Origin of the sequence: Gaetbulibacter aestuarii, assembly GCF_039537665.1 — a bacterium.
Lineage (GTDB): Bacteria > Bacteroidota > Bacteroidia > Flavobacteriales > Flavobacteriaceae > Gaetbulibacter_A > Gaetbulibacter_A aestuarii.
This window is the reverse complement of sequence record NZ_BAABAY010000002.1, coordinates 521365-546022: the sequence shown is the minus strand read 5'-3', so window position 1 is coordinate 546022 and position 24658 is coordinate 521365. Positions and strand designations below refer to the sequence as shown.

At 37.3% G+C, this 24658-nt stretch carries 20 protein-coding genes and 1 other RNA gene; 9 read left to right on the top strand and 12 right to left on the bottom strand.

Annotated features, from left to right (window positions below; all coding sequences use genetic code 11):
• Positions 1 to 117: 117 nt before the first annotated feature.
• Both ABD682_RS11250 and ABD682_RS11245 read left to right on the top strand, forming a co-directional pair.
• Positions 118 to 1296 (top strand): acetyl-CoA C-acyltransferase, encoded by a 1179-nt coding sequence (locus ABD682_RS11250; RefSeq protein ID WP_344741465.1) that lies wholly within the window; start codon positions 118 to 120, stop codon positions 1294 to 1296.
• A gap of 6 nt (positions 1297 to 1302) precedes the next feature.
• Complete coding sequence (locus tag ABD682_RS11245) at positions 1303 to 2052, top strand: C40 family peptidase (protein ID WP_344741463.1); 750 nt, start codon at positions 1303 to 1305, stop codon at positions 2050 to 2052.
• A gap of 60 nt (positions 2053 to 2112) precedes the next feature.
• On the opposite strand, the gene ABD682_RS11240 is transcribed toward ABD682_RS11245, so the two are convergent.
• Entirely contained in the window at positions 2113 to 3360 is a 1248-nt protein-coding gene (locus ABD682_RS11240) for a tetratricopeptide repeat protein (protein ID WP_344741462.1), read from the bottom strand.
• A gap of 16 nt (positions 3361 to 3376) precedes the next feature.
• Positions 3377 to 5914 (bottom strand): DNA gyrase subunit A, encoded by a 2538-nt coding sequence (gyrA, locus tag ABD682_RS11235; protein ID WP_344741460.1) that lies wholly within the window; start codon positions 5912 to 5914, stop codon positions 3377 to 3379.
• Positions 5915 to 6172: 258 nt separating this feature from the next.
• On the opposite strand from gyrA, the gene ABD682_RS11230 reads away from it, so the two are divergent.
• Positions 6173 to 8728 (top strand): ATP-dependent Clp protease ATP-binding subunit, encoded by a 2556-nt coding sequence (locus ABD682_RS11230; protein WP_344741459.1) that lies wholly within the window; start codon positions 6173 to 6175, stop codon positions 8726 to 8728.
• A 56-nt stretch (positions 8729 to 8784) separates the two neighbouring features.
• Here ABD682_RS11230 and ABD682_RS11225 read toward each other — a convergent pair whose 3' ends face one another.
• Both ABD682_RS11225 and ABD682_RS11220 read right to left on the bottom strand, forming a co-directional pair.
• Positions 8785 to 10107, bottom strand: a complete 1323-nt coding sequence (locus tag ABD682_RS11225) for an MFS transporter (RefSeq protein ID WP_344741458.1) — start codon at positions 10105 to 10107, stop codon at positions 8785 to 8787.
• Positions 10108 to 10166: 59 nt separating this feature from the next.
• A complete protein-coding gene (locus tag ABD682_RS11220; RefSeq protein WP_344741457.1) occupies positions 10167 to 10982 on the bottom strand; it encodes a M48 family metallopeptidase in 816 nt (271 codons plus the stop codon).
• A gap of 143 nt (positions 10983 to 11125) precedes the next feature.
• Here ABD682_RS11220 and msrB (ABD682_RS11215) point away from each other — a divergent pair, with 143 nt between their 5' ends.
• Entirely contained in the window at positions 11126 to 11629 is a 504-nt protein-coding gene (gene msrB / locus ABD682_RS11215) for a peptide-methionine (R)-S-oxide reductase MsrB (protein WP_344741456.1), read from the top strand.
• Positions 11619 to 12017 (top strand): peptide-methionine (R)-S-oxide reductase MsrB, encoded by a 399-nt coding sequence (gene msrB, locus ABD682_RS11210; RefSeq protein ID WP_344741454.1) that lies wholly within the window; start codon positions 11619 to 11621, stop codon positions 12015 to 12017. The genes msrB (ABD682_RS11215) and msrB (ABD682_RS11210) overlap by 11 nt, the downstream gene beginning before the upstream one ends.
• A gap of 78 nt (positions 12018 to 12095) precedes the next feature.
• Here the strand turns inward: msrB (ABD682_RS11210) and ABD682_RS11205 are convergent, their stop codons facing one another.
• Complete coding sequence (locus tag ABD682_RS11205; protein ID WP_344741453.1) at positions 12096 to 13022, bottom strand: nuclear transport factor 2 family protein; 927 nt, start codon at positions 13020 to 13022, stop codon at positions 12096 to 12098.
• Positions 13023 to 13337: 315 nt separating this feature from the next.
• Here ABD682_RS11205 and lpdA point away from each other — a divergent pair, with 315 nt between their 5' ends.
• Positions 13338 to 14714, top strand: a complete 1377-nt coding sequence (gene lpdA, locus ABD682_RS11200; RefSeq protein WP_344741452.1) for a dihydrolipoyl dehydrogenase — start codon at positions 13338 to 13340, stop codon at positions 14712 to 14714.
• Between the two features lie 70 nt (positions 14715 to 14784).
• On the opposite strand, the gene aroQ is transcribed toward lpdA, so the two are convergent.
• From aroQ to ABD682_RS11185, 3 genes are all read right to left on the bottom strand, one after another.
• Entirely contained in the window at positions 14785 to 15201 is a 417-nt protein-coding gene (aroQ, locus tag ABD682_RS11195) for a type II 3-dehydroquinate dehydratase (protein WP_344741451.1), read from the bottom strand.
• A 143-nt stretch (positions 15202 to 15344) separates the two neighbouring features.
• Positions 15345 to 15854 carry an outer membrane beta-barrel protein gene (locus ABD682_RS11190; RefSeq protein WP_344741450.1) on the bottom strand — a complete coding sequence of 170 codons (510 nt, stop codon included), beginning with the start codon at positions 15852 to 15854 and terminating at the stop codon, positions 15345 to 15347.
• A 149-nt stretch (positions 15855 to 16003) separates the two neighbouring features.
• Positions 16004 to 16522 carry a DUF3575 domain-containing protein gene (locus ABD682_RS11185; protein ID WP_344741449.1) on the bottom strand — a complete coding sequence of 173 codons (519 nt, stop codon included), beginning with the start codon at positions 16520 to 16522 and terminating at the stop codon, positions 16004 to 16006.
• A 453-nt stretch (positions 16523 to 16975) separates the two neighbouring features.
• On the opposite strand from ABD682_RS11185, the gene xerD reads away from it, so the two are divergent.
• Complete coding sequence (gene xerD, locus ABD682_RS11180) at positions 16976 to 17872, top strand: site-specific tyrosine recombinase XerD (protein ID WP_344741448.1); 897 nt, start codon at positions 16976 to 16978, stop codon at positions 17870 to 17872.
• A gap of 47 nt (positions 17873 to 17919) precedes the next feature.
• On the opposite strand, the gene rny is transcribed toward xerD, so the two are convergent.
• The 4 genes from rny to ABD682_RS11160 all read right to left on the bottom strand — a co-directional run bounded on the left by rny (position 17920) and on the right by ABD682_RS11160 (position 20316).
• Entirely contained in the window at positions 17920 to 19494 is a 1575-nt protein-coding gene (gene rny / locus ABD682_RS11175) for a ribonuclease Y (RefSeq protein ID WP_344741446.1), read from the bottom strand.
• Positions 19495 to 19553: 59 nt separating this feature from the next.
• A non-coding RNA gene (gene ssrS / locus ABD682_RS11170) (6S RNA) lies at positions 19554 to 19661 on the bottom strand.
• 56 nt (positions 19662 to 19717) lie between these two features.
• Entirely contained in the window at positions 19718 to 20011 is a 294-nt protein-coding gene (locus tag ABD682_RS11165) for a cell division protein ZapA (protein WP_344741445.1), read from the bottom strand.
• 14 nt (positions 20012 to 20025) lie between these two features.
• Complete coding sequence (locus ABD682_RS11160) at positions 20026 to 20316, bottom strand: hypothetical protein (RefSeq protein WP_344741444.1); 291 nt, start codon at positions 20314 to 20316, stop codon at positions 20026 to 20028.
• 169 nt (positions 20317 to 20485) lie between these two features.
• On the opposite strand from ABD682_RS11160, the gene ABD682_RS11155 reads away from it, so the two are divergent.
• Positions 20486 to 22171 (top strand): M23 family metallopeptidase, encoded by a 1686-nt coding sequence (locus ABD682_RS11155; protein ID WP_344741443.1) that lies wholly within the window; start codon positions 20486 to 20488, stop codon positions 22169 to 22171.
• Between the two features lie 10 nt (positions 22172 to 22181).
• Positions 22182 to 24656 carry a TonB-dependent receptor gene (locus tag ABD682_RS11150; protein ID WP_344741442.1) on the top strand — a complete coding sequence of 825 codons (2475 nt, stop codon included), beginning with the start codon at positions 22182 to 22184 and terminating at the stop codon, positions 24654 to 24656.
• The last annotated feature ends 2 nt before the right edge of the window (positions 24657 to 24658 follow it).

Below are 24658 nucleotides of genomic sequence, written 5' to 3'. Positions count from 1 at the left end.
AAATAGGTTTTCAAATGTAATAAAAATAATAGCCCGCCGCCGTTTTCTGATACCTGAATCATTCACTTTGTGCCAAAAAATGATTAATTTCGCGGGTACTAAACTAAAGATGATGTTATGAGTAAAGAAGTAGTAATTGTATCGTATGCAAGAACGCCAATAGGTAGTTTTATGGGATCACTTTCTACCGTTCCTGCCCCGAAATTAGGTGCTATTGCGATTAAAGGTGCATTAGAAAAAATAAATTTAAAACCGGAATTAGTAGAGGAAGTTTTAATGGGCCATGTTGTACAGGCAGGAGCCGGTCAGGCACCGGCCAGACAGGCTGCCATTTATGCTGGAATTCCGGATACTGTGCCATGTACAACGGTAAATAAAGTTTGCTCCTCAGGCATGAAGGCTGTAATGCAAGCTGCTCAGTCTATTGCACTGGGCGATAATGATATTGTTGTAGCCGGAGGTATGGAAAATATGAGTTTAATTCCTCATTATTTGCACGCCAGAACTGCTACAAAATTTGGTCCGACCACTTTAATTGATGGTATGCAAAAGGATGGTCTGGTTGATGCGTACGACCAAAATGCCATGGGTGTTTGTGCTGATGCCTGCGCTACGGAATATAAATTCAGCCGTGAAGATCAGGATGCTTTCGCCATTCAGTCTTACAAACGCTCTGCTGCTGCATGGGAAAGCGGAAAATTTAATGATGAAGTTGTTCCTGTTAGTGTACCGCAACGTCGTGGTGACGATCTGGTAGTTACTGAAGATGAGGAATTCAAAAATATACGAATGGATAAAGTATCCAGTTTACGCCCTGCTTTCATTAAAGATGGAACAGTAACAGCTGCCAATGCCTCCACGATCAATGACGGCGCCGGGGCCATGGTTTTGATGAGCAAAGAAAAAGCAAATGCCTTAGGTTTAACACCTATTGCGACTATTAAGAGTTATGCCGATGCTGCTCAGGAGCCTAAATGGTTTACTACAGCCCCAGCTAAAGCGCTTCCAAAGGCTTTAAATAAAGCTGGTATTACCTTAGATGATGTAGAATATTTTGAGTTTAATGAAGCCTTCTCCGTTGTTGGCCTGGCCAATATGAAAATTCTTGGACTCAGCGATGATAAAGTAAATGTAAACGGTGGAGCAGTTTCTTTAGGTCACCCGTTGGGCTGTTCCGGTGTGCGAATTTTGATTACTTTATTGAGTGTTTTGAAACAAAATAATGCTAAGATTGGTGCTGCAGCTATTTGTAACGGCGGTGGTGGCGCTTCGGCCATGGTTCTTGAACGTAATTAAATTTTAATGCAGTACGGAATTTGTAACTTAAGTATTGTTCCTCTTAGAATTGAACCTGATGATACCAGCGAGTTGGTCTCGCAGTTGTTGTACGGTGAACTATTTAAAATATTGGAACAACGAAAGTCATGGAGCAAAATACGCTTGAGTTACGACGGTTATGAATGCTGGGTAGACAATAAACAATATTTCGAAATTTCTGAAGAAGATTATAAAGCTTTAGAGAAAAAGCCGCCTAAAATGTCGGCAGATTTAATCGAATTTATTCAAGATTCCAACCAGCAATTATATCCTATTCCTTTAGGAGCTTCCTTGAACGGTTTAACCCTTTTGAATCATCATCATGATGGTCATACTACACAGGGAAAAAAGGCCAAAGAAAAATTAGTAGAGACCGCATTTTTATATTTGAATTCGCCTTATTTGTGGGGCGGTAAAACGCCTTTTGGAATTGATTGTTCGGGATTTACCCAAATGGTTTATAAACTAAATGGCTATAAATTATTGCGAGATGCATCACAACAGGCTACCCAGGGTGAAGCTTTAAGTTTTATTGAAGAAAGTGAGCCGGGTGATCTGGCATTTTTTGATAATCATGAAGGTATCATCGTTCATGTGGGTATTATTATGGAAGATAATTACATCATACATGCCCATGGTAAGGTTCGTATTGATCGTTTAGACCACTCCGGAATCTACAATGTAGATAGGCGCATGCATACTCACAAGCTCCGTGTTATTAAAAAGATTATATAAAAAAAACCTCCGGAAATTCCGGAGGTTTTTTTATATCAGAAAGTGAGTATTTATTTTATCTTAGTTTCCTTGTAATTCAGCAACTTTAGCTTTCATTTCCTTGTATTTTTCAGTTTCACCTAAAATACTGTAAATGTTCATTAAAGTCTGAGCTGCATCAACATTTTCAGAATCTATTTCCATAGCCTTGGTTAAATAAGGTACGGCGTTTTTATAAAGATCCTGACGTTTTTCTTTCAACTCATCATACCGTTTATTATCAGCAGCAGAGTTACCGAGACCATTCATTTCTTTAATAATATCCTTCTCATCAGCCAAGGTTAAAACAGCCAGGTTAATGTAGGCATTAATATATTGTGGATCTAATTCGATAGATTTTTCATAATACGTTTTTGCCTGCTCCGCTTCGCCATTTTGAGAAGCTACAACACCTAAGTTATAATATAATTCAGGGTTGGTAGGATCCATTTCAGTAGCTTTTTCCAAAAGTTCTTTGAACTTCTCCTTATCTCCTGTTTTGAGATAAATGTTAGCCTCATTCAATACGAGATTAACGTCGTTCGGATCTTCCTCTCTAGCCGCTTTAATAGCACCAATTGCTTTATCGTTATCTCCTTCATTGATATAGATCAAGGCAATATTTTTGATGATTTCCGGGCGTTTAGATTCTGTTTGACGTGTACCTGGCTTAATATAATCATTTGATTTTTTGTACAATTCCCAGGTTGCTTTATCAAAAACTTCCTCTTCACCGGATTCCTTATTCGTAGCAAAGTATTCTGTATGAACACCTGTATAACCAAGATCTCTTAGTTCCTCATACAACTTCAAAGCTCTTTTATATTCTTGAACATTTAAAGCGGTAGCCGCTGCATAATATAAAAAAGTAGTATCCTGTGGAGATAATCTGTACGATTGCTCAAAGTATTTTGATGATTTGGAATAATCTTTATTCGTGTAGAGGTCATTCCCTTTCTTCAATAACTCATTTGCCATTTTGGTTTTGAATTCTCCGGCTTCTTGAACGTAATCAGAAGTCACTTTACCCAAATTTTCTGTGGCTTGCTGAATGTCATCATAAGACCCCTTACCTTCGGCATATAAAGCTTCAGCCTTAAGATAATAGTATTTAGATTTCAGATCCTCATCCATTTGAGACATCATAGCCTTAGCACTTTCTAAGGCTGAATTGGCCTCAGCAAAATTGGAAGATCTAATCGCCTTTTCAGCGTCTCTCAGTTCCCTTTTTTGCGCGAACAGCAAAGTGCTCATGAATAAGGTTATAATTATAAGTGATTGTTTTCTCATTTTTAAAATATTTAATTTAGTTATCTGTATTATTCTCATCATTAGAATTATCAAGAGTTGTGCCATCTTCTGAAGACGCCTGTGTATCCGTAGATTCATTCTCATCAACTTCCTCCTCATCGTGCATCACCTTAGCTACAGCAGCTATAGAATCATTACCTTTTAAATTGATCAGTTTTACACCCTGAGTTGCTCTACCCATAACGCGTAAATCCTGAACTGCCATACGGATAGCGATTCCTGATTTGTTGATGATCATCAGGTCGTCATCGTCAGTGACATTTTTTATGGCTACTAAATTACCGGTTTTTTCTGTAATAGAAATGGTTTTAACACCTTTTCCGCCTCTATTTGTAATTCTGTAGTCTTCCAGACTTGAACGTTTTCCGTAACCGTTTTCAGAAACCACAAGGATATTACTGTCAAAATCATTAACAGCGATCATACCAACAACCTCATCCTTAGGTCCAGCCAATGTAATCCCTCGAACACCGGAAGCATTTCGTCCCATCGGACGTGTTTTTGCTTCTTCAAATCGAATGGCTTTACCGGATTTTAACGCAAGCATAACCTGACTTTCGCCAGTTGTTAATTTTGCTTCCAGTAATTCATCATCATCTTTAATGGTGATCGCATTGATACCATTGGTTCTTGGTCTTGAATATTGCTCCAAAGAAGTTTTCTTAACCTGACCATTTTTCGTTGCCATTATGACATAATGACTGTTGATGTAGTCTTCATCTTTCAGATCTTGCGTACAAATGAATGCTTTTACAGAATCATCCTGCTCAATATTGATCAGGTTCTGAATAGCACGACCTTTCGATGTTTTACTTCCTTCCGGGATTTCATAAACACGCATCCAGAAACATTTTCCTTTCTGAGTGAAGAACAACATATATTGATGGTTCGTTCCAACAAATAAATACTCCAGGAAGTCTTCATTTCTGGTTGTTGAGGCTTTTTGTCCAACCCCTCCTCTATTTTGAGTTTTATATTCTGAAAGCGATGTACGTTTAATGTAACCCGCATGAGAAATAGTGATAACCACTTTTTCATCAGGGATCATATCTTCAATACTTAAATCGCCACCGGCATACTCAATAGTAGAGCGACGTTCATCACCATATTTACTCTTAATTTCCTCAAGTTCTTCCTTGATGATATCCATTCTACGCGATTTCTTATCGAGGATATCCTTAAGATCTTCAATGGTTTTCATTAATTCTTCATATTCAGAACGCAGCTTATCCTGTTCTAATCCGGTAAGCTGACGTAAGCGCATTTCCACGATCGCTTTCGCTTGAATTTCAGTGAGTTTAAATCGCTCAATTAATTTTTCACGAGCTTCTTCAGCATTAGATGACGCTCTGATTAAAGCAATAACTTCGTCAATATTATCTGAGGCAATAATAAGACCTTCTAAAATATGTGCTCGCTCTTCCGCTTTGCGTAATTCGTATCTTGTACGTCTTACAACAACTTCATGACGATGTTCTACAAAGTAATGGATAAGATCCTTCAGATTTAATAATTGCGGACGCCCATTAACCAATGCGATGTTATTCACACTGAAAGAGGATTGTAAAGCCGTGTATTTGAACAACTTATTCAGAACGATATTCGGAATGGCATCACGTTTTAAAACGTAGACGATTCGCATTCCGTTTCTATCTGATTCATCACGAATAGTGGATATACCTTCTAATTTTTTATCGTTAACAAGATCTGCTGTTTTCTTGATCATATCCGCCTTGTTCACCTGATATGGAATCTCTGTAACAATAATAGATTCTCTACCATTAACCTCTTCTATATTGGCTTTTCCACGGATCACAATACGACCGCGACCGGTTTCGAAAGCTTCCTTAACACCGTCGTATCCATAAATAGTACCTCCTGTTGGAAAATCAGGTGCTTTAACATGCTTTATCAATTCATCGATCTCGATGGTATCATCATTAATATAAGCAATAGTACCATCAACAACTTCCGCTAGGTTATGCGGCGGCATATTGGTTGCCATACCTACAGCAATACCTGAAGCACCGTTCACCAAAAGCCCGGGAACTCGCGTGGGTAACACGGTAGGTTCTTGTAAAGTATCATCAAAATTCAAACGATGATCTACAGTTTCCTTATCGATATCGGCAAGCATATCTTCAGAAATCTTCCGCATACGCGCCTCTGTATAACGCATCGCTGCCGGACTATCGCCATCGATAGACCCAAAGTTACCCTGGCCATCTACCAACATATAACGTAAACTCCATTCCTGAGCCATACGTACCATAGTGTCGTAAACCGAGGTATCACCGTGAGGATGGTATTTACCCAAAACCTCACCCACAATTCTTGCAGATTTTTTATACGCGGAGTTCGATCTAACTCCCAATTCATGCATCCCGAAAAGTACCCGTCTGTGAACTGGTTTTAAACCATCTCTAACGTCTGGTAATGCACGTGACACAATGACCGACATTGAATAATCAATGTAGGCCGATTTCATCTCATCTTCAATGTTGATAGGTATCAATTTTTCACCTTCTGCCATATAAAATTAGTTTAGTTTTTATCCATAATTCATAACGTGCTAATATAATAATTTCGGTAGGGATAGCAGGGTGTACAGCCTGTATTTTTCATGTTTTTTATTAACAATTTTAGGGGTGTTTTCAGTTAATAAGTAATCCACTAATTATTTTGATTTTATAAACTTTTTTTCGTCAATTAGCAACATACATCTAATTTAAGGTATAGTTTTTGCCTTTAGTGAAATGTTTTATTACTTTTAAAGCAGAAAGGATAGATTATGGATGATAATTTTTCACCAAGAGTAAAGGACGTTATTGCGTACAGCAAAGAAGAAGCATTGCGCTTAGGCCATGATTTTATTGGTACTGAGCACTTAATGCTTGGTCTTTTACGTGATGGCGATGGGAAGGCAATAAACATTCTGAATGCTCTGGAGGTTGACTTGAACCACCTGAGACGTAAAGTAGAAATTTTAAGTCCTGCAAACCCCAATATTACAATAGCCTCGAATCAAAAAAAGAATTTACATTTAACCAGACAGGCAGAACGTGCCTTGAAAACAACATTTCTTGAAGCCAAATTGTTTCAAAGTACCTCAATAAATACAGCCCACCTATTGTTGTGTATTTTAAGAAATGAAAATGACCCAACTACAAAACTTTTAAATAAGTTGAAGGTGGATTACGATAATGTTAAAGAACAATTTAAATCAATGATTACAAACGACAGCGATTATATAGAGCCTAAAGCGGAATCATTTTCTGATGATGATGCGGCTCAGGCTGATGATGATAATTCAAAAGAAAATATCTTCAACGCCCCATCCGGAAAAAGCAATAAAAAGAGTAAAACTCCGGTTTTAGATAACTTTGGTCGCGATCTTACCGCCCTTGCGGAAGATGGTAAATTAGACCCGGTTGTGGGTAGAGAAAAAGAAATTCAACGTGTGTCTCAGGTTTTGAGTCGACGTAAAAAGAACAATCCACTTCTTATAGGTGAACCCGGCGTTGGTAAATCCGCTATCGCCGAAGGTTTGGCTTTGCGTATTGTAAAGCGAAAGGTATCGCGTATTTTATTCAACAAACGTGTAGTAACTCTGGATCTTGCAAGTTTAGTAGCGGGAACCAAATACCGTGGTCAGTTTGAGGAACGTATGAAAGCCGTAATGAACGAGCTGGAGAAAAACGACGATGTCATCCTCTTTATTGACGAGATCCATACGATCGTTGGAGCCGGTGGCGCTACAGGAAGTTTGGATGCTTCGAACATGTTCAAACCTGCCTTAGCACGTGGTGAGATTCAATGTATTGGAGCTACAACGCTGGATGAATACCGACAGTACATTGAAAAAGATGGTGCTTTAGAACGTCGTTTCCAAAAAGTGATCGTAGAACCTACGACCATTGAAGAAACAATAGAAATTCTGAACAATATTAAAAGTAAATACGAAGAACATCACAACGTAGATTTTACACCCGAAGCTATCGAAGCTTGTGTAAAACTAACGGCACGTTATATGACTGATCGTTTCCTTCCGGACAAAGCTATTGATGCATTGGACGAAGCCGGTTCACGTGTTCACATCACTAATATTGATGTTCCGAAACAAATACTCGAATTAGAGAAAAAACTGGAAGCCGTAAAGGAGACTAAGAATTCTGTAGTTCGAAAACAAAAGTATGAAGAAGCTGCAAAGCTTAGAGATGATGAAAAACGTCTTGAAAAGGAGCTGTCTATTGCCCAACAAAAGTGGGAAGAAGAAACCAAGCAACATCGTGAGATCGTGACTGAGGATAATGTCGCCGACGTGGTATCGATGATGACTGGTATTCCTGTAAATCGTATCGCTCAAACCGAAATCAATAAATTAGCTGAATTACCGAACCTAATCAAAGGAAAAGTAATTGGCCAGGATGAAGCAGTTTCCAAAGTAGTTAAAGCTATTCAACGTAACCGTGCCGGATTGAAAGATCCGAATAAACCTATTGGATCATTCATTTTCTTAGGACAAACCGGTGTTGGTAAAACGCAGTTAGCTAAAATTCTATCACGAGAATTATTCGATAGCGATGATGCCTTAGTGCGTATCGATATGAGTGAATACATGGAGAAATTTGCGATCTCTCGCTTAATTGGTGCGCCTCCGGGATACGTAGGTTACGAAGAAGGTGGTCAGTTAACAGAAAAAGTAAGACGTAAGCCTTATGCTGTGATCTTGCTGGATGAGATTGAAAAAGCGCATCCTGACGTGTTTAACATGCTTCTCCAAGTTTTAGATGACGGTTATTTAACAGATAGTTTAGGTAGAAAAATTGATTTTAGAAATACAATCATTATCATGACCTCAAATATTGGTGCCAGAAAACTTAAGGATTTTGGTACCGGAATAGGTTTTGGTACGGCGTCTCAGAAAGCTCAGGAAGATGCGAACGCCAGAAGCGTGATTGAGAACGCTCTTAAAAAGTCGTTTGCTCCCGAATTCTTGAACCGTATTGATGATGTGGTAGTATTTAATACACTTGAAAAAGAAGATATTAATAAAATCATCGATATTGAATTGCGAAAACTTCTAGACCGCATTAAAGGCCTGGGTTATAACTTAACCCTTACCGATGGAGCCAAAGATTTCATTGCCGATAAAGGATTCGATAAGCAATATGGAGCCAGACCATTAAAACGTGCTATTCAAAAGTATGTTGAAGATGCTTTGGCGGAAGAAATTGTATCCTCAAATCTGAATGAAGGTGATGACATCATAATTGATTACGATTCAAAAAAAGAAGAACTTAAAATTGATATCAAAAAGGCCGAAAAGCCTACTGAATCAGAATAAAGTCTTTGAAAAATAGATTTTAAAAAATCCTATCGTCTCACGGTAGGATTTTTTTATTAGGCAGGTTTCGAAACCCGAGTTAAAAGAAAAATACCGGTGAGGAAAAACACCAACAAAAATAACACAGCATTGCGCATGCTGCCCGTTATTTGAGCCACGAAACCATAGAGGAATGTTCCGATGATGATGCCTATTTTTTCAGCAACATCGTAAAAGCTAAAAAACGATGTTGTGTCCTTAGTTTCAGGCAAAAATTTAGAATATGTAGACCGCGATAAGGCTTGAATACCACCCATTACGATACCCACAAATCCAGCAGCAATATAGAAATCTATGGGTGTAATCACATAAAAGGCGTAAATACAAATCACAGCCCAACACATGTTTATAAAAATCAAGGTTTTTATATTCCCAAATCGCTTGGAGGCCATGGCTGTAAGGGTCGCTCCGATAATAGCAACGATCTGAATAACCAAAATACTCACGATCAATCCAACGGTACGCTCTGTATCAGAACCCCAATGAATTTCTTCTTCTCCAAAATAGGTTGCAATAAGCATCACCGTTTGAACCGCCATACTGTATACGAAAAAAGCACCCAAATAGCGTTTCAATTTTGTGTTTTCACCCAATTGATGCCAAACCAGTTTCAACTCTTTAAAACCATTAAGGATTACGTGAGACTTATGCGTATTTCTTACTTTTTTATTTCCCTTCGGAAGAAAATAGAAGGTATATTGACTAAATGCGATCCACCAGATGCCCACAGAAATAAAAGAGTATTTCATTGCCTTGATCTCTGCCAGTCCGCTTTCATCAGTAGTGATTCCAAAAAAATCAGGTTTCATAACCATGGCCAAATTAACAAGCAATAAAATAACACTACCAATGTATCCCAAAGAGAAGCCTTTAGCACTAATTTTATCCTGCTGTTCCGGATAGGCAACATCAGGCAGATAGGAATTATTAATGGCAAAACTCACCCAAAAGCCAACAAGACCAAAAAAATAACACAGTAAGCTGATGTAAATATGCTCCAAGGAAAACCAATATAAACCAATGCAGGAAATTCCGCCCAGATAACAAAAGAATTTCATGAAGACTCGCTTATTCCCAATGTAATCAGCTACACCGGAAATCAAAGGCGTAACGATAGCAATAAAAACAAAAGCGAATGATGTTGTGTAACTTATTAGCGGTGCTCTGGCTATATGACCGCCAAAAACCTCTACCGTTTCTATTTTAGCGATTCGAAAAAGGCTACCGTAAAAAATAGGAAAAATGGCCGAAGCGATTACTAAACTATAAACAGAATTAGCCCAATCATAAAACGCCCAGGCATTGAGCAGTTTTCTACTTCCTTTTGCAAGTACACTCATAAAAAAAGCGACCTTTAATTGGCCGCTTCTAAAGTAGTGAAATATTTTAGAATGAAAAATTACTTAAAACTAGTAACGCCAAATTTGGCAGCCTCCGCTTTAGCTTCCGGAACCCATTTCGTTAGATTTTGAATTCGTGTATCATTGGAGGGGTGTGTACTTAAAAATTCAGGAGGTGCTTGTCCACCACTATTTGCCTTCATGCGCTCCCATAAAGCCGGTGCAGCATCAGGATTATAACCTGCAATAGCCATTAAAATGAGACCAATATGATCGGCTTCCGTTTCATGCGACCGACTGAATGGTAACATTCCACCAACGGTTGTGCCTACGCCATACGCCTGATTGAAAATTTGACGAGATTGCTCATCATTCAAAGCTACATTACCAACAACAGCGCCTAATTGTTGAAGCATTCCCGCACTCATTCGTTGCTGCCCGTGATTGGCTAAAGCATGCGCAATTTCATGTCCGAGCACAACAGCGAGACCAGTTTCATTTTGTGTTATTGGAAGAATTCCTGTATACACTACAATCTTACCTCCAGGCATACACCAGGCATTTACTAATGAATCTCTTACCAGATTATATTCCCATTTATAATCTTGAAGGTAACCTATATTTCCATTAGCAGTCAACCATCTTTCAGCAGCTATCGCTAACTTTTGTCCAACTCTGTTTACCATTTCGGCTTCTCGCGTCCCTTTGATTACTTTATGGTCGCTCAAAAAGGAATCGTATTGCGCGAAAGCGGTTGGAAATAATTGGGAATTGGGCACAAAGGCCATGGTTTTCTTTCCTGTGAAAGGATTCGTGGCACAGGCTAGGATGATACCTGAAATTATGCTTAGTAAGATGATTTGCTTGAGTTTCATAATATTATTTTTATTCCTAAATGTACAAAATTGTATTGCGAACAAAATTTTAAAAGCAACTTTTTAACAATAATTAATATAAGTTTCATTTATCTCGTGTTATTTTTGAATAAAACCATCGACTTATTACGAAAAGTAAACTTATGAACTTCAAAAAAATTGCATTAATTGGATTGTGTACTATTGCTTTTGGTTGCAAGGGTAACACCCAAAAAGAATCTTCAAATAAAAAATCTTCTAATACTTTTAAAGTTACTAAAACTCCTGCAGAGTGGAAAAAACAACTCACAGATATGCAATATTATGTGATGCGCCAACAAGGCACTGAGCCTGCATTTTCCAGTCCTTTGTACAATAATCACGCAAAGGGAACTTATGTTTGTGTGGCTGATGGCACACCGCTTTTTAAAAGTGAATATAAATTTGATTCCGGAACCGGTTGGCCAAGTTTCGACAGACCAGTAAAAGGAAATATTGGGGTCGCTAAAGACAATAAATTAGGCTACTCCCGAAATGAAGTTCATTGTGCGGTATGTGGTGGGCATTTAGGACATGTTTTTAATGATGGTCCGGTACAAACCACCGGAAAACGCTATTGTATCGATGGTGTTGCTTTAAAATTTATTCCGGCTAAAGATGAGCAATAAAGTAAAGAAGTCAGATGCGGAATGGCGTGAAAGCCTGAGTCCTGAGGAATACCGTGTTTTAAGAGAAAAAGGTACAGAACGCCCTCATACGGGAAAATTCAATTTACACTTTGAAGATGGCACTTACGTGTGCAAAGGTTGTGGACAAAAACTTTTTGAAAGTGATAGTAAGTTTGATGCTCATTGTGGTTGGCCAAGTTTCGACAAGGCCATAAAAGGTACTGTAGATTACGTTTTAGATAAAAGTCATGGCATGATCAGAACCGAAATAGTTTGTTCAAACTGTGGCGGGCATCTCGGACATGTTTTTAATGACGGCCCTGCAGAAACCGGCGAACGTTATTGCGTTAATTCAGTGAGTATCGATTTTAAAAAAGCTTCCGAGTAAATTTCAATTTTATAAAATTCTATAAAAAAAACCTTCAAAGTTCATTTGAAGGTTTTTTTGTTTTGATGTTTTAACTATTTAGTTTGCCATAGCTGCGGCAGTGTAATACCCTGCCTCACGGGTAATTTTGCCATCATCATTAAAATCATGTACAAAATGAATAGGAATAGTTACCGTTTTCCCATCTGATTTGCGTTTTGCTTTAAAGTTCCACCAGGATTGTACTACTTTGGCATTTCCTCTATCGTATTCTAAATAATCAGGATATCCTACAACATCCATACTCACAATATCCCAATCCTTGAGCATATTTTTAAAGCCTTCTTTCTCCTCTGCCACAGTATGCGTTTCACCCATGGGCATATCTAAGTTTGAAAAACGGGCGTCATCTGTAAAATAACTAAAACCTTTGTCTACATCGCCGTGAACCAGAGCGCCGAGCATTTTTCTAACGGTATTAATGTTAGTGTGCTGATCATAGATTGTTCCATTAGGACGCACATCCATAGCTTCACGCATTCCCATAAATTTACTTTCGTCAAAATAATTAATAACGGAGGCAATTTTATTGTCCTTATTCACCACGTATAAGCGATGAATAGGCATCGTCATATCCATACCGGTGCGTTTTTCCATACCGGAAAGGACATCCCAGGTTTGCACCCAAGTACCCGCTTCGTCATATTCAAGGGCATCCGGATATGCTCCGGGAAAACGAGAGATGTTGAAGTAATCAACATATTTGTTCCAACCGATAGCTCCTCCTGCAAAATTAGCTTTGGTCATTGGTTTTGCATCCGGATTATCGTTAAATCCGCTCCAGCCTTTAAAATCATCAGCTAGATAACTTGCCACTGCGGCAGAATCTCCTTTAACAAATGCTTTTTGCATATCCTCAACAACTTTGATTGCAGGATGTTCTTTGTAAATAGTTCCGTTTTTTTTCTTTTGAGAATACATGACTACAGTGCATAGTAGCATGCATAGAATTGATACTTTTTTCATTTTGGATTAATTTTGGTTTGTTAATAGACTTACAATGTAATCAAAATATTTGAACATCAGTAAGTTATATTAAAATATTACATAAAAATTTCCAGAATAGACATTTTTATAAATGTTTGATAATCAATTATTTCAAATTCTTAAACAAAAAGCAATATATTCTGAATCATTGACGATGTAAAATTCAGTATGAATCTGTAAAACCAATTTCTTTGAGGCAACCAATGTCTGAAGCTCAATAAGAATAAAATTAAAATTAGTCTGTATTCTTTTTTAGCGTTCGATTTCGTAAATTCGCAGTCTAAAAAATAACTCATGAGTAAATACGATATTATAGTTCTTGGAAGCGGTCCTGGTGGTTATGTTACGGCGATCAGAGCCTCACAATTAGGTTTTAAAACTGCTATTATTGAAAAAGAAAGTTTAGGCGGTGTATGCTTGAATTGGGGATGTATTCCCACAAAAGCCCTTTTGAAATCTGCACAAGTATTTGAATATCTAAAACACGCCGAAGATTACGGTTTAAAAGTAAAAGATGCTGAACATGATTTTGACGCCGTTGTAAAACGCAGTCGTGGTGTTGCAGAAGGCATGAGTAAAGGCGTTCAGTTTTTAATGAAAAAAAATAAGATTGACGTTATTGAAGGGTTTGGAAAATTAAAGCCTGGAAAAAAAATAGACGTTGATGGAACCGAGTACAGTGCAGATAATATCATTATCGCAACAGGAGCACGTTCCAGAGAATTACCTAGTTTACCGCAAGATGGTAAAAAAGTGATTGGATACCGTGAAGCCATGACACTTGAAAAGCAGCCTAAGAAAATGATCGTTGTTGGGTCCGGGGCTATAGGTGTTGAGTTTGCTCATTTCTATAATACTATGGGTACAGAAGTTACGATAGTAGAATATCTGCCAAATATTGTTCCGGTTGAAGATGAAGACGTATCCAAGCAATTAGAGCGTTCCTTCAAAAAGTCAGGTATCAAAATCATGACCTCTGCTGAAGTAACCAGTGTGGATACTTCCGGCGAAGGCGTAAAAGCTACTGTTAAAACCAAAAAAGGTGAAGAGCAACTTGAGGCTGATATTATCTTAAGTGCTGTAGGTATTAAAACTAATATCGAAAATATTGGTCTGGAAGATGTTGGTATTGTTGTAGACAGAGATAAGATCTTAGTAAACGACTTTTATCAAACAAATATACCGGGATATTTTGCCATTGGTGATGTTACTCCTGGCCCTGCATTGGCGCATGTTGCTTCTGCAGAAGGTATTTTATGTGTTGAAAAATTAGCTGGCGAACATGTACAACCATTAGACTATGGAAATATCCCAGGATGTACCTATTGCTCTCCAGAAGTTGCCAGCGTTGGTTTAACAGAAAAACAAGCCAAAGACAAGGGATTCGATATTAAAGTTGGAAAATTCCCATTCTCTGCGTCTGGTAAAGCTAAAGCTGCCGGAAGTGCAGACGGTTTCGTTAAAGTGATTTTCGATGCAAAATATGGTGAGTGGTTAGGCTGCCATATGATTGGTGCCGGTGTAACCGATATGATCGCCGAAGCTGTTTTGGGTAGAAAATTAGAAACAACCGGCCATGAAGTTTTAAAAACTGTTCACCCGCATCCAACGATGAGTGAAGCCGTGATGGAAGCCGTTGCCGATGCTTATGATGAAGTGATTCACTTATAAAAATTTAATCGATATATAGAAAAAGTTCCGGCGAAAACCGGAACTTTTTTATTTATAATAGATATTGGTATTATAAAAAACTTTGAATAGCAAGGGCATAACTTTGTAAGCCAAATCCTAAAATTACGCCTTTAGCATTTGTTGATATATAGGATTGATGACGAAATTCCTCACGACTAAACGTATTGGAAATATGAACTTCTACCACAGGAGCCTCAATCGCTTTTACAGCATCACCTATTCCAACAGATGTATGAGTATAGGCCGCAGCATTTAAAATGATACCGTCATAGGAAAATCCGGTTTCATGAAGTTTATTAATGATTTCGCCCTCAACATTAGATTGGAAATAATCCAACGAAACCGAATCAAATTGATTTTTCAATTCTTTAAAAAAATCTTCAAAAGTTGAACTCCCGTAAATATCCGGCTCACGCTTTCCTAAAAGATTCAAATTAGGCCCATTAATTATGATAAGCTTTTTCATGTTTCAATTTTCAGATAACAGCATTACATTTATTTTGTTAAAAGTAAAAAAAATTATTGGCTACTAAAGTGGCGATACATATTTATGTCAATAAAAAAAGCCGAAAATAAATTTTCGGCTTCAAATTAAAGTAAGGTGTTTTTTTAATTAAATTTATAACCAACCCCGATGGTGATAAAACTATCACGTGCTGTTAAATCAAAAGGTCCGGTATAATAATTATTGATTTGAAACGAATATCGGGCTTCAAGGAAAAAGTTCTGATTAATATCATAACCTAATCCTATGCCTGCAGCTATTCTTAGAGAGGTTTCATCTTCAGCTTCCTCCTCCAACAAATAAGTAACTTCAGGACCAGCTTGAATATTAAATTTCTCCGACACGTAATATTTAAGCATCACAGGTAGATTGATGGCACCAGAGCTATTCACATTAACATAAACTAATTCGGGTTGAACGTGTAATTGTTCTGACACTGTAAAATCAGCTACACCACCAATGTAAAAACCGGAATTTGATTCGGAACTAGAATTTCCGTCAAAGAAAACCTTAGCATTGCTATTTAAATAACCTGTTGTTATACCGAATTGAGTTTGCGCGTTAGCTGAAAAAATAAAAAGGGATAGTAAAGAAAATAAAATGAGTTTTTTCATGTTTAAAAAAGTTTAAGTTTATGAAGATTAAATCAAAAAGAATTTCTAAAAAGATAAACTCCTATGGTTTAACATTTTTAAAATTCCAGGTTAGCAAATGCATACACTAAAAAAGGGTTAAACGGTCTTTTTTTAAGTAGAAACATTTTTTAAAACCCTATTCCTAAGGAAAACCCTATTAAAGGTCCGAAACCGGAAAGTACCGCATCATAATCTGGGTCATCAGCCTTAAATGAATAATAAGCAGGACCGGTAAAGATATCTATAATAACAGGGTTCAGTTGAAATTGATAACCAATCGCAAGACCGACAGTAGTCCTTGTAAACTTGAGATCGTTGGTACCCGTTGATGAAGCATATAGACCATAAGGTCCCACAAACCAACCTTTCAAAGCGGTATCCTGTAAATAAAAACGATACTGGACAGCACCTCCAAATCCGGTATACTCCACCTCATTTATATTTCTCATAATATAAACACCATCAACTTGAAAGGAGCTATTCTTTGAGACCTTGATTTCATATCCCATTTGGACTGTACCAAAAATCAAGGAAGAAGGTTTAAATTTAATGGCTTGGGTAATGTCTGATTCCTGGGCATTTGCCTTTTGAATTGCAAAAGAACTCAAAAGTAATGTGCATAATAAAAAAAATGTTTTTGTTTTCATGGTTTAATTAATTTGGGGATTAAAAAATTAGTTTAAAATATAGTTTTGTTGGTTGTATTAAGGGCCAACATGACGTATACGATATTGCCTGTAGCTTACGAATCCAAAGTTAGTATCAATAAAAAACGAAGACCTAATTAAAACAGTTAATCAGTCTGTTAGAAAGGAACAATGAATTTTTAGCTGAGGTCACTTATGACAAAAAAGAGAGAGGGGTGGATCATAGTAGAATTTTCATGAATATTAGATTTAGGATGCCGCAATATAATTATTATTCTGTTTCAGGTTTAAAAAAAATATATTTATCTCCTAAAAAACAGTTAGTTATGTCCGTTTATCGAACTTTTTAAAAAATTTATACTTAAACGGTTCTCCAAATTAATAGTTTGAAAATGCTAAAATTATAATCGTTCATTTCCTATCAAATTTTAAAGTTTATGTACATTTATGACCATGAAATGGCAACAGGCACTAAAAGATTATGAACTTTATTTGAAGATCGAACGTGGATTAGCTGCTAATTCCATTGTTAATTATCTTCTTGACGTTAGAAAGCTTATCAATTATTTAGAAGACAATGAAATAACCATCTCTCCTATTGATATCGATAAGGAGACTGTTCAAAAATTTATCTACGATATTGCCAAGGTTATAAACACCCGTTCACAAGCGCGAATAATTTCAGGCTTAAGGAGTTTTTTTAGTTATTTAGTTTTTGAAGACTACAGGAAAACGAATCCTCTGGACCTTATTGAATCGCCTAAAATTGGAAGAAAACTTCCCGATACCTTATCGGAAGAAGAAATTGATCGTTTAATTGCCGCCATTGATCTAAGTAAGCCCGAAGGCGAACGAAATAAAGCCATGCTGGAAACACTTTATGGATGCGGACTCCGAGTAAGTGAACTCATAAATTTAAAGCTATCCGATCTTTTTTTTGAAGAAGGCTTCATCAAAGTAACAGGAAAAGGCGATAAAGAACGTTTTGTTCCCATTGTAAACTCCACTAAAAAGTTTATCAATAACTACATAAATTATGTTCGAAATCATATTGACATTCAAACAGGTTATGAAGACACCATGTTTTTAAACCGTCGAGGAAAACAACTAACCAGAGCTATGGTCTTTACGATTATTAAACAACTGGCTGAAAAAATTGGGCTCAAAAAAAATGTTTCGCCCCACACCTTTCGTCATTCGTTCGCTACGCATTTATTACAAAACGATGCCGACTTGCGTTCTATACAATTAATGTTGGGCCATGAAAGTATAACGACAACGGAAATATATGTTCATATGGACAAAAGTCACTTATCTAAAGTGATTCAGAAATACCATCCTCGAAAATAAAAAATCCAGCCCTGGAGCCGGATTTTTCAATATCATGTTATAAAAATTTATTTTGCAATATTAACGGCCCGTGTTTCACGAATTACAGTAACTTTCACCTGGCCCGGATACGTCATATCGGTTTGTATCTTTTGCGAAATGTTGAAGGATAAATCTGCCGCTTTATCATCGGTTACTTTTTCGCTTTCTACGATAACACGCAATTCTCTACCGGCTTGAATCGCATAAGCTTTTTTAACACCACTGAACCCAAAAGCAATATCTTCCAGGTCTTTTAATCGTTGGATGTAACTATCCAATACCTGACGACGTGCTCCCGGACGTGCTCCGGAAATAGCATCACAAACCTGGATTATAGGTGCTAGCAACGATTTCATTTCGATCTCATCGTGGTGGGCACCAATGGCATTACAAACATCTTCTTTCTCTCCAAACTTCTCCGCCCACTGCATACCTAAAATAGCATGCGGTGTTTCCATGTCAGCTTCAGCATCCGGCACTTTTCCTATATCATGCAAGAGTCCGGCACGCTTTGCTAATTTCGGATTTAAACCTAACTCAGCAGCCATCACACCACACAATTTAGCAACTTCACGGGAGTGTTGCAGTAAATTTTGACCATAGGAAGAACGGTATTTCATACGACCCACAACCTTAATTAATTCAGGATGTAAGTTGTGAATACCGAGGTCTATAACCGTACGTTTACCCACTTCGATAATTTCCTGATCGATTTGTTTTCTTGTCTTTTTAACAACTTCCTCGATACGGGCCGGATGAATACGACCATCTGTAACTAATTTATGTAGTGATAAACGAGCCACTTCACGACGTACAGAATCAAAACAAGATAAAATTATCGCTTCCGGGGTATCATCTACGATGATCTCAACACCTGTAGCAGCTTCAATAGCACGAATATTTCTACCTTCGCGACCAATAATACGTCCTTTCACATCATCAGATTCTATATTGAAAACTGATACACAGTTATCAACAGCTTCCTCTGTTCCTATACGTTGAATGGTGTTAATGATAACCTTTTTGGCTTCTTGCTCCGCTGTCATTTTGGCTTCTTCCAGAGCGTTTTGAATGTAAGCCATGGCGTCGTTCTTAGCCTCTCCTTTAAGTGATTCCACCAATTGTTCTTTGGCTTCTTCCGCCGAAAGGCTGGAAATAACTTCAAGTTGCTGTACTTGATTCTTGTGGAGTTTGTCTATTTCTTCCTGCTTTTTCTCGAGTACAGATATTCTGTGATTGTAATCTTTTACTTTGTCCTCAAGACTTTCATTAAGTTTTTTGTTTTTTGATAACTCACTAGATACCTGAGATTCTTTGTCGCGGGTTCTTTTTTCAGCTTCTGCCATTTTTTTATCGCGAGCAAAGATCACTTTTTCATGCTCTGATTTTAACTCGATAAATTTTTCTTTGGCTTGAAGGATCTTATCTTTTTTAATTGATTCACCTTCACTTTGAGCTTCTTTTAAAATCATTGCTGCGCTCTTTTTTGCTTCTTTTATAAGCTTCGAGGCATTGTTCTTTTCAAGAGTTTTAGCCACAATAAAGCCTATAATCAAGCCAACAACAGCAGCAACTATTATAAATATAATTGGGTTTTCCATGTATTTAATTTAGTTGACGGTTAGATATAAAAAAGCCTACACTGGTAAAGGTTTTGAATGAACTCCTTAAAAACAAGTTTAAGGCTAACAAGCTGATCAAGGATCTGCTCGGAGGCAGCTTGCTTTTACAACTTAGACTCACCTTTTTTAAAGAATTAACGTTGAGTTCAGCAAAAAAATAACCAATGTAGGCAGTAACTTTTATGTATTTAAAGAACGTTTTTTAAGAGTTTAATTGCGCGTATAACAGCGCATCTAATGCTTTTAGCTTTTCTTCAACATGTTCACTCACGCTCGCCTTATCGATTGATTTTTGTTCAACCTGCGAGGCAAATTGAAGGGCGCACATAGCTAGCACATCTTGTTTATCTCTTACCGAGTAACTCTGCTCAAATTGCTTTATCATTATTTCAATGTTTTTAGCGGCTTTTCGTAATCCTTCTTCCTGATTCGCATCGATGGTAAGCGGGTATACACGATTCGCTATAGATAGCTTTATTTTAAGCTTTTCAGACATTGATTTTCATTTCTCTAATCAGATAACTGCGCAATGCAATGGTCTATCTCTCTTATTAAAGCGTTTATTTTGAGTTTCGTTTCTCTTTTATTTTCGCTACTACCAAGCATGGTATTTGCAACTTTTAAAGCATCGAATTTTTCCTGCCAGTCTGCAATATCCTGAGCCTGGGATTTAATCGTTTTTTGCGATTGTTCTAATTCTTCTTTTAACTTCGAATTAGTTTGCTTTAAAATATCCAATTTGTGTAATATCTTACTAATTTTGTTCTCTAACGAATCAACAATATCTTCAATATTACTCATGTACAAATATCAATACTTATCACACAAAGTTAACATTAGTAGTCAAAACTTACAATAGTTTTTTCATAAAATTTAGATAAGGTGTTTTTAACACAATAAGGTACATTGTTTTGTGTTTTATAGTTTGCATATTTGAATCGAATTAATATTTTAGCACGAATACTTGCTTATGCGTTTCATCCCTATACTATTATTTTTTAGCGTTTTTGTTGCCAAGGCCCAAAGTTTCTATCCTCAGGATTATTTTAAAAGTCCCCTGGACATTCCGTTAATACTTGCAGGAACTTTTGCAGAGTTACGTTCTAACCATTTTCATTCCGGTATGGATATAAAAACACAGCAACGTGAAGGACTGAAAGTAAAAGCTGCAGCTGATGGTTACGTAAGTCGTATAAAAATATCTCATTACGGTTATGGAAAAGCGTTGTACGTAACTCATCCAAATGGTTACACTACAGTTTATGGCCATTTACAACAGTTTAATGATACCATAGAAAACTATATCAAAAAAAAGCAATACAGTCAGGAATCCTATGAAATTGAGGCCTTTCCAAGTGCCGGAGAACTTCCTGTGAAACAAGGCGAATTTATTGCTTACAGCGGTAATACCGGAGGTTCCGGCGGTCCACATCTTCATTTTGAAATTCGTGATAAAAATCAATATCCCATGAATCCGATGCTTTTCGGAATCGATATTAAAGACACAACCCATCCTTATGTTTCTTCTGTTTTTGCATATCCTATGGATGAAAACTCCGGTGTTAATAATGAAAATTCCCGAGTGAAATTACGTCTGATTCCATTACAAAATGGCGATTATATTACCGAAAACGTCGATGCTGTTGGTAAAATAGGTTTCGGTATTGAAACCAACGACCGGCAAGATCAGGCCTCAAATTCAAATGGCGTTTACAATATTGCCACCTTTCTTAATGGGCAGCAAAACTTCGATATGGATTTTCGTAAGTTCTCATTCGCTGAATCCAAACATATCAATCAACTAATTGATTATGGATATTACGAAACTCACGACGAGCGTATTCAAAAACTCTTCAGAATAAATAATCCATTAAGTATTATTAAAGATGCGGTGAATGATGGGTTTGTAACCATAAAAGATAGTACCAATGCCGTTTATAAAATTAGAGTGGCTGATTTTAAAAACAATGAAACCTGGGTTACCATTAATATTAATGGAACAAAAAAGGCTCTGGGAGAACCAGCTCCTGTTGAAAAAACACCTTACTACATCCACCACGATCAAAAAGTGAACCTCAGTAAAGATGGTATTGATGTTACATTTAACGCAGATACTTTTTATGAAGATTTTTACATAGATTTTGATGTTAAAAATGATACACTAACACTCCATAAGGATGTTGTTCCGGCTAAAAAGTATTTCAAAATTTCGTTTGATGTGAGCCAATACAAACCTGAAGATATAAATCATTTGTATATCGCTCGTTTGGTAGGTTATAATGGATTTCCGGCCTATTCAGCAACGAAACGCATAGGAAATACCCTTACTACCGAAGCAAATACTCTGGGTACTTACACCATTGCCATGGATACTATTGCTCCTACAATTACACCCCGTAATTTTTTTGATGGACAATGGATGAGTAATTTCCGGTTCTTAAAATTAAAGATCGAAGACGAGGCTTCAGGCATTTCAGCTTATAGAGCCACGGTGAATGGAAAATGGATCCTTATGGAATACGATTACAAGACCAATACCCTGACCCATGATTTTAATGATAATATGATTCAGGATGTAAAAAACAATTTGAAGGTTGTCGTTGTTGATAATGCCGGAAATAGTACTACATTTAAGGCAGTTTTTTACAGGAAATAAATTTTAACTATTGAAATTTTCGAGGCATATTTTGGTTTTACTATTGTTGGCAACAGCGTTTGTCTCGGCGCAAACAGCCACTGTAAAGGGTATTATTTTAGACGAAAATAATAATCCCGTTTCCGATGTAAGTATCACCACTGCCACCTCAGGAACTCAAAGTAACGTCAACGGTTTTTACCTGATCCAAATTCCTTCGGATCAGGCAGTAAAGCTAAAGTTTTCTCATATTTCTTTAAAGAATATCGAAGTGTCCTTCGAATTGAAAAATGGAGAGATCATGGAATTCAATCCGGTAATGAAAATCGCAGTTGAACAAATCGCTACCGTTGTTGTTAGTTCTTCTCGAAATAAAAATGTTGAAGGCATAACGAGCCTGGATCCCGAAACGATCCGGAAAATTCCCGGAGCTAATGCCGGTGTTGAAAATTTGCTCATGACGCTTCCCGGTGTAAGTAATAATAATGAGTTAAGTACCCAATACAATGTGCGTGGTGGAAATTTTGATGAAAATCTGGTTTACGTGAATGGCATAGAGGTTTATCGCCCGTTTTTAATTCGATCCGGACAACAAGAAGGTTTGAGTTTTGTAAATTCTGACCTGGTTCAGAATGTCGATTTTTCAGCCGGAGGATTTCAGGCAAAATACGGCGATAAGTTATCCTCTGTTCTGGACATTACCTACAAAAGACCTTTTCAATTTGAAGCGCATGCCGATATCAGTTTACTTGGCGCCCAAGTTTCCGTGGAAAACATGAGTAAAGATTCTAAATTTACGGCATTAGTTGGGGCGCGATACCGGGATAACAGCTTATTAATTAACGCCAAAGAAACAGAAACTACGGTTTCGCCCGTTTTTGCTGATATTCAAGGTTTATTCACCTATCGTTTTACCGATAAATTTCAGTTGAGTTTTTTGGGTAATGCCTCGGTTAATGATTATCAGTTCATTCCCCAAGCCAGACAAACTAATTTTGGCACTATTGCAGATCCTAAAGCTTTGGTCATTTATTATGATGGACAAGAAAAGGACCGCTATAGTACACTTTTTGGAGCATTGAAAGGAACCTATTTAGCTAATGATCATCTCACACTGAATTTGACCGCTTCGAGCTATCACACCACGGAACAAGAATATTTTGATATTTTAGCCCAATACGCCTTAGGTGATGTTAATACAAATATTGGTGATGAGAATTTAGGACAAGTTGAATTTACCGAAGGTATCGGAAGCCAGATCAATCATGGTAGAAATGATCTCGATGCTTTGATCTCAAATTTTGAATTCAACGGTAGTTACACCAAAAATGACAACAAGATAGATTGGTCCGTAAAGTATTCCAATGAAGATATTCGAGACCGATTGGTGGAATGGGAAGTGATCGATTCTGCTGGGTTCTCCATCCGCCCACCTAAAACAAGTCCGATTAACGAGCAACCTTATGCACCATATTCAGGCCCGATAGTTCCTTTTGAGAATATTAGATCTACTAATTATACAACTATCAATCGCATTCAGGCTTACGGTCAATGGAGCAAAAAAACGGATATTGGATCCTCGCAATTATGGTTGAATGCAGGACTTAGAGCGCATCTTTGGGAGGTGAAAAATAAAAATAATAATGGTACGGTTTCAGAATCCGCTGGCCAAACAGTGATCAGCCCCAGAGCTCAAATTGCGCTGAAACCTGATTGGGAAAAGGATATGGTGTTCCGACTTTCAGGTGGACTATATTATCAGCCACCTTTCTATCGTGAATTACGCGATAGCACAGGAACCGTTCGCCCTTCAGTTAAGGCTCAAAAATCCTTCCATGTTGTTTTTGGAAACGATTATAGTTTTAAAATGTGGGATCGACCTTTTAAATTAACTTCCGAAGTCTATTATAAAGGCCTTACAGATGTGAATCCTTACACCCTTGAAAATGTTAGAATTCGTTATCGCGCTACAAATAATGCGAAAGCTTATGCCTACGGACTGGATTTGCGTTTGAATGGTGAATTTGTTCCGGGAACTCAATCCTGGTTCAGTTTTGGGTATTTAAAAACGGAAGAAAATATTGAAAATAGAGGTTATATTTCACGGCCAACAGATCAACGTTTAAAGTTTGCTGCTCTTTTTCAAGATTATGTGCCAAATGTGCCGAATTTAAAAGTGTATCTCAATTTAGTTTACAATACGGGACTTCCGGGAGGTTCGCCCAGTTATGCCGATCCGTACCAATATCAAAATCGCTTACCGGATTATAAACGTGGTGATCTGGGGCTGCAGTACGTTCTAGTTGATGCCGATAATCAATTTGATCGTGGTTGGAAAAAACCTTTTAAAACACTGAGTATTGGATTTGAGATCTACAATATTTTTGATGTGCAGAACTCCATAACCAATACTTGGGTTCGCGATGTGTATACCAAAAGACAATACGCCATTCCAAATTATCTTACACCACGAGTTTTTAATGTAAGAACGACCATGTCGTTTTAGAG

Bases quoted from the DNA above. Each gene is read 5' to 3' on its own strand.
- ABD682_RS11250 (WP_344741465.1), top strand. From the start codon at position 118: ATGAGTAAAGAAGTAGTAATTGTATCGTATGCAAGAACGCCAATAGGT.
- ABD682_RS11245 (WP_344741463.1), top strand. From the start codon at position 1,303: ATGCAGTACGGAATTTGTAACTTAAGTATTGTTCCTCTTAGAATTGAA.
- ABD682_RS11240 (WP_344741462.1), bottom strand. From the start codon at position 3,360: ATGAGAAAACAATCACTTATAATTATAACCTTATTCATGAGCACTTTG.
- gyrA (WP_344741460.1), bottom strand. From the start codon at position 5,914: ATGGCAGAAGGTGAAAAATTGATACCTATCAACATTGAAGATGAGATG.
- ABD682_RS11230 (WP_344741459.1), top strand. From the start codon at position 6,173: ATGGATGATAATTTTTCACCAAGAGTAAAGGACGTTATTGCGTACAGC.
- ABD682_RS11225 (WP_344741458.1), bottom strand. From the start codon at position 10,107: ATGAGTGTACTTGCAAAAGGAAGTAGAAAACTGCTCAATGCCTGGGCG.
- ABD682_RS11220 (WP_344741457.1), bottom strand. From the start codon at position 10,982: ATGAAACTCAAGCAAATCATCTTACTAAGCATAATTTCAGGTATCATC.
- msrB (WP_344741456.1), top strand. From the start codon at position 11,126: ATGAACTTCAAAAAAATTGCATTAATTGGATTGTGTACTATTGCTTTT.
- msrB (WP_344741454.1), top strand. From the start codon at position 11,619: ATGAGCAATAAAGTAAAGAAGTCAGATGCGGAATGGCGTGAAAGCCTG.
- ABD682_RS11205 (WP_344741453.1), bottom strand. From the start codon at position 13,022: ATGAAAAAAGTATCAATTCTATGCATGCTACTATGCACTGTAGTCATG.
- lpdA (WP_344741452.1), top strand. From the start codon at position 13,338: ATGAGTAAATACGATATTATAGTTCTTGGAAGCGGTCCTGGTGGTTAT.
- aroQ (WP_344741451.1), bottom strand. From the start codon at position 15,201: ATGAAAAAGCTTATCATAATTAATGGGCCTAATTTGAATCTTTTAGGA.
- ABD682_RS11190 (WP_344741450.1), bottom strand. From the start codon at position 15,854: ATGAAAAAACTCATTTTATTTTCTTTACTATCCCTTTTTATTTTTTCA.
- ABD682_RS11185 (WP_344741449.1), bottom strand. From the start codon at position 16,522: ATGAAAACAAAAACATTTTTTTTATTATGCACATTACTTTTGAGTTCT.
- xerD (WP_344741448.1), top strand. From the start codon at position 16,976: ATGAAATGGCAACAGGCACTAAAAGATTATGAACTTTATTTGAAGATC.
- rny (WP_344741446.1), bottom strand. From the start codon at position 19,494: ATGGAAAACCCAATTATATTTATAATAGTTGCTGCTGTTGTTGGCTTG.
- ABD682_RS11165 (WP_344741445.1), bottom strand. From the start codon at position 20,011: ATGTCTGAAAAGCTTAAAATAAAGCTATCTATAGCGAATCGTGTATAC.
- ABD682_RS11160 (WP_344741444.1), bottom strand. From the start codon at position 20,316: ATGAGTAATATTGAAGATATTGTTGATTCGTTAGAGAACAAAATTAGT.
- ABD682_RS11155 (WP_344741443.1), top strand. From the start codon at position 20,486: ATGCGTTTCATCCCTATACTATTATTTTTTAGCGTTTTTGTTGCCAAG.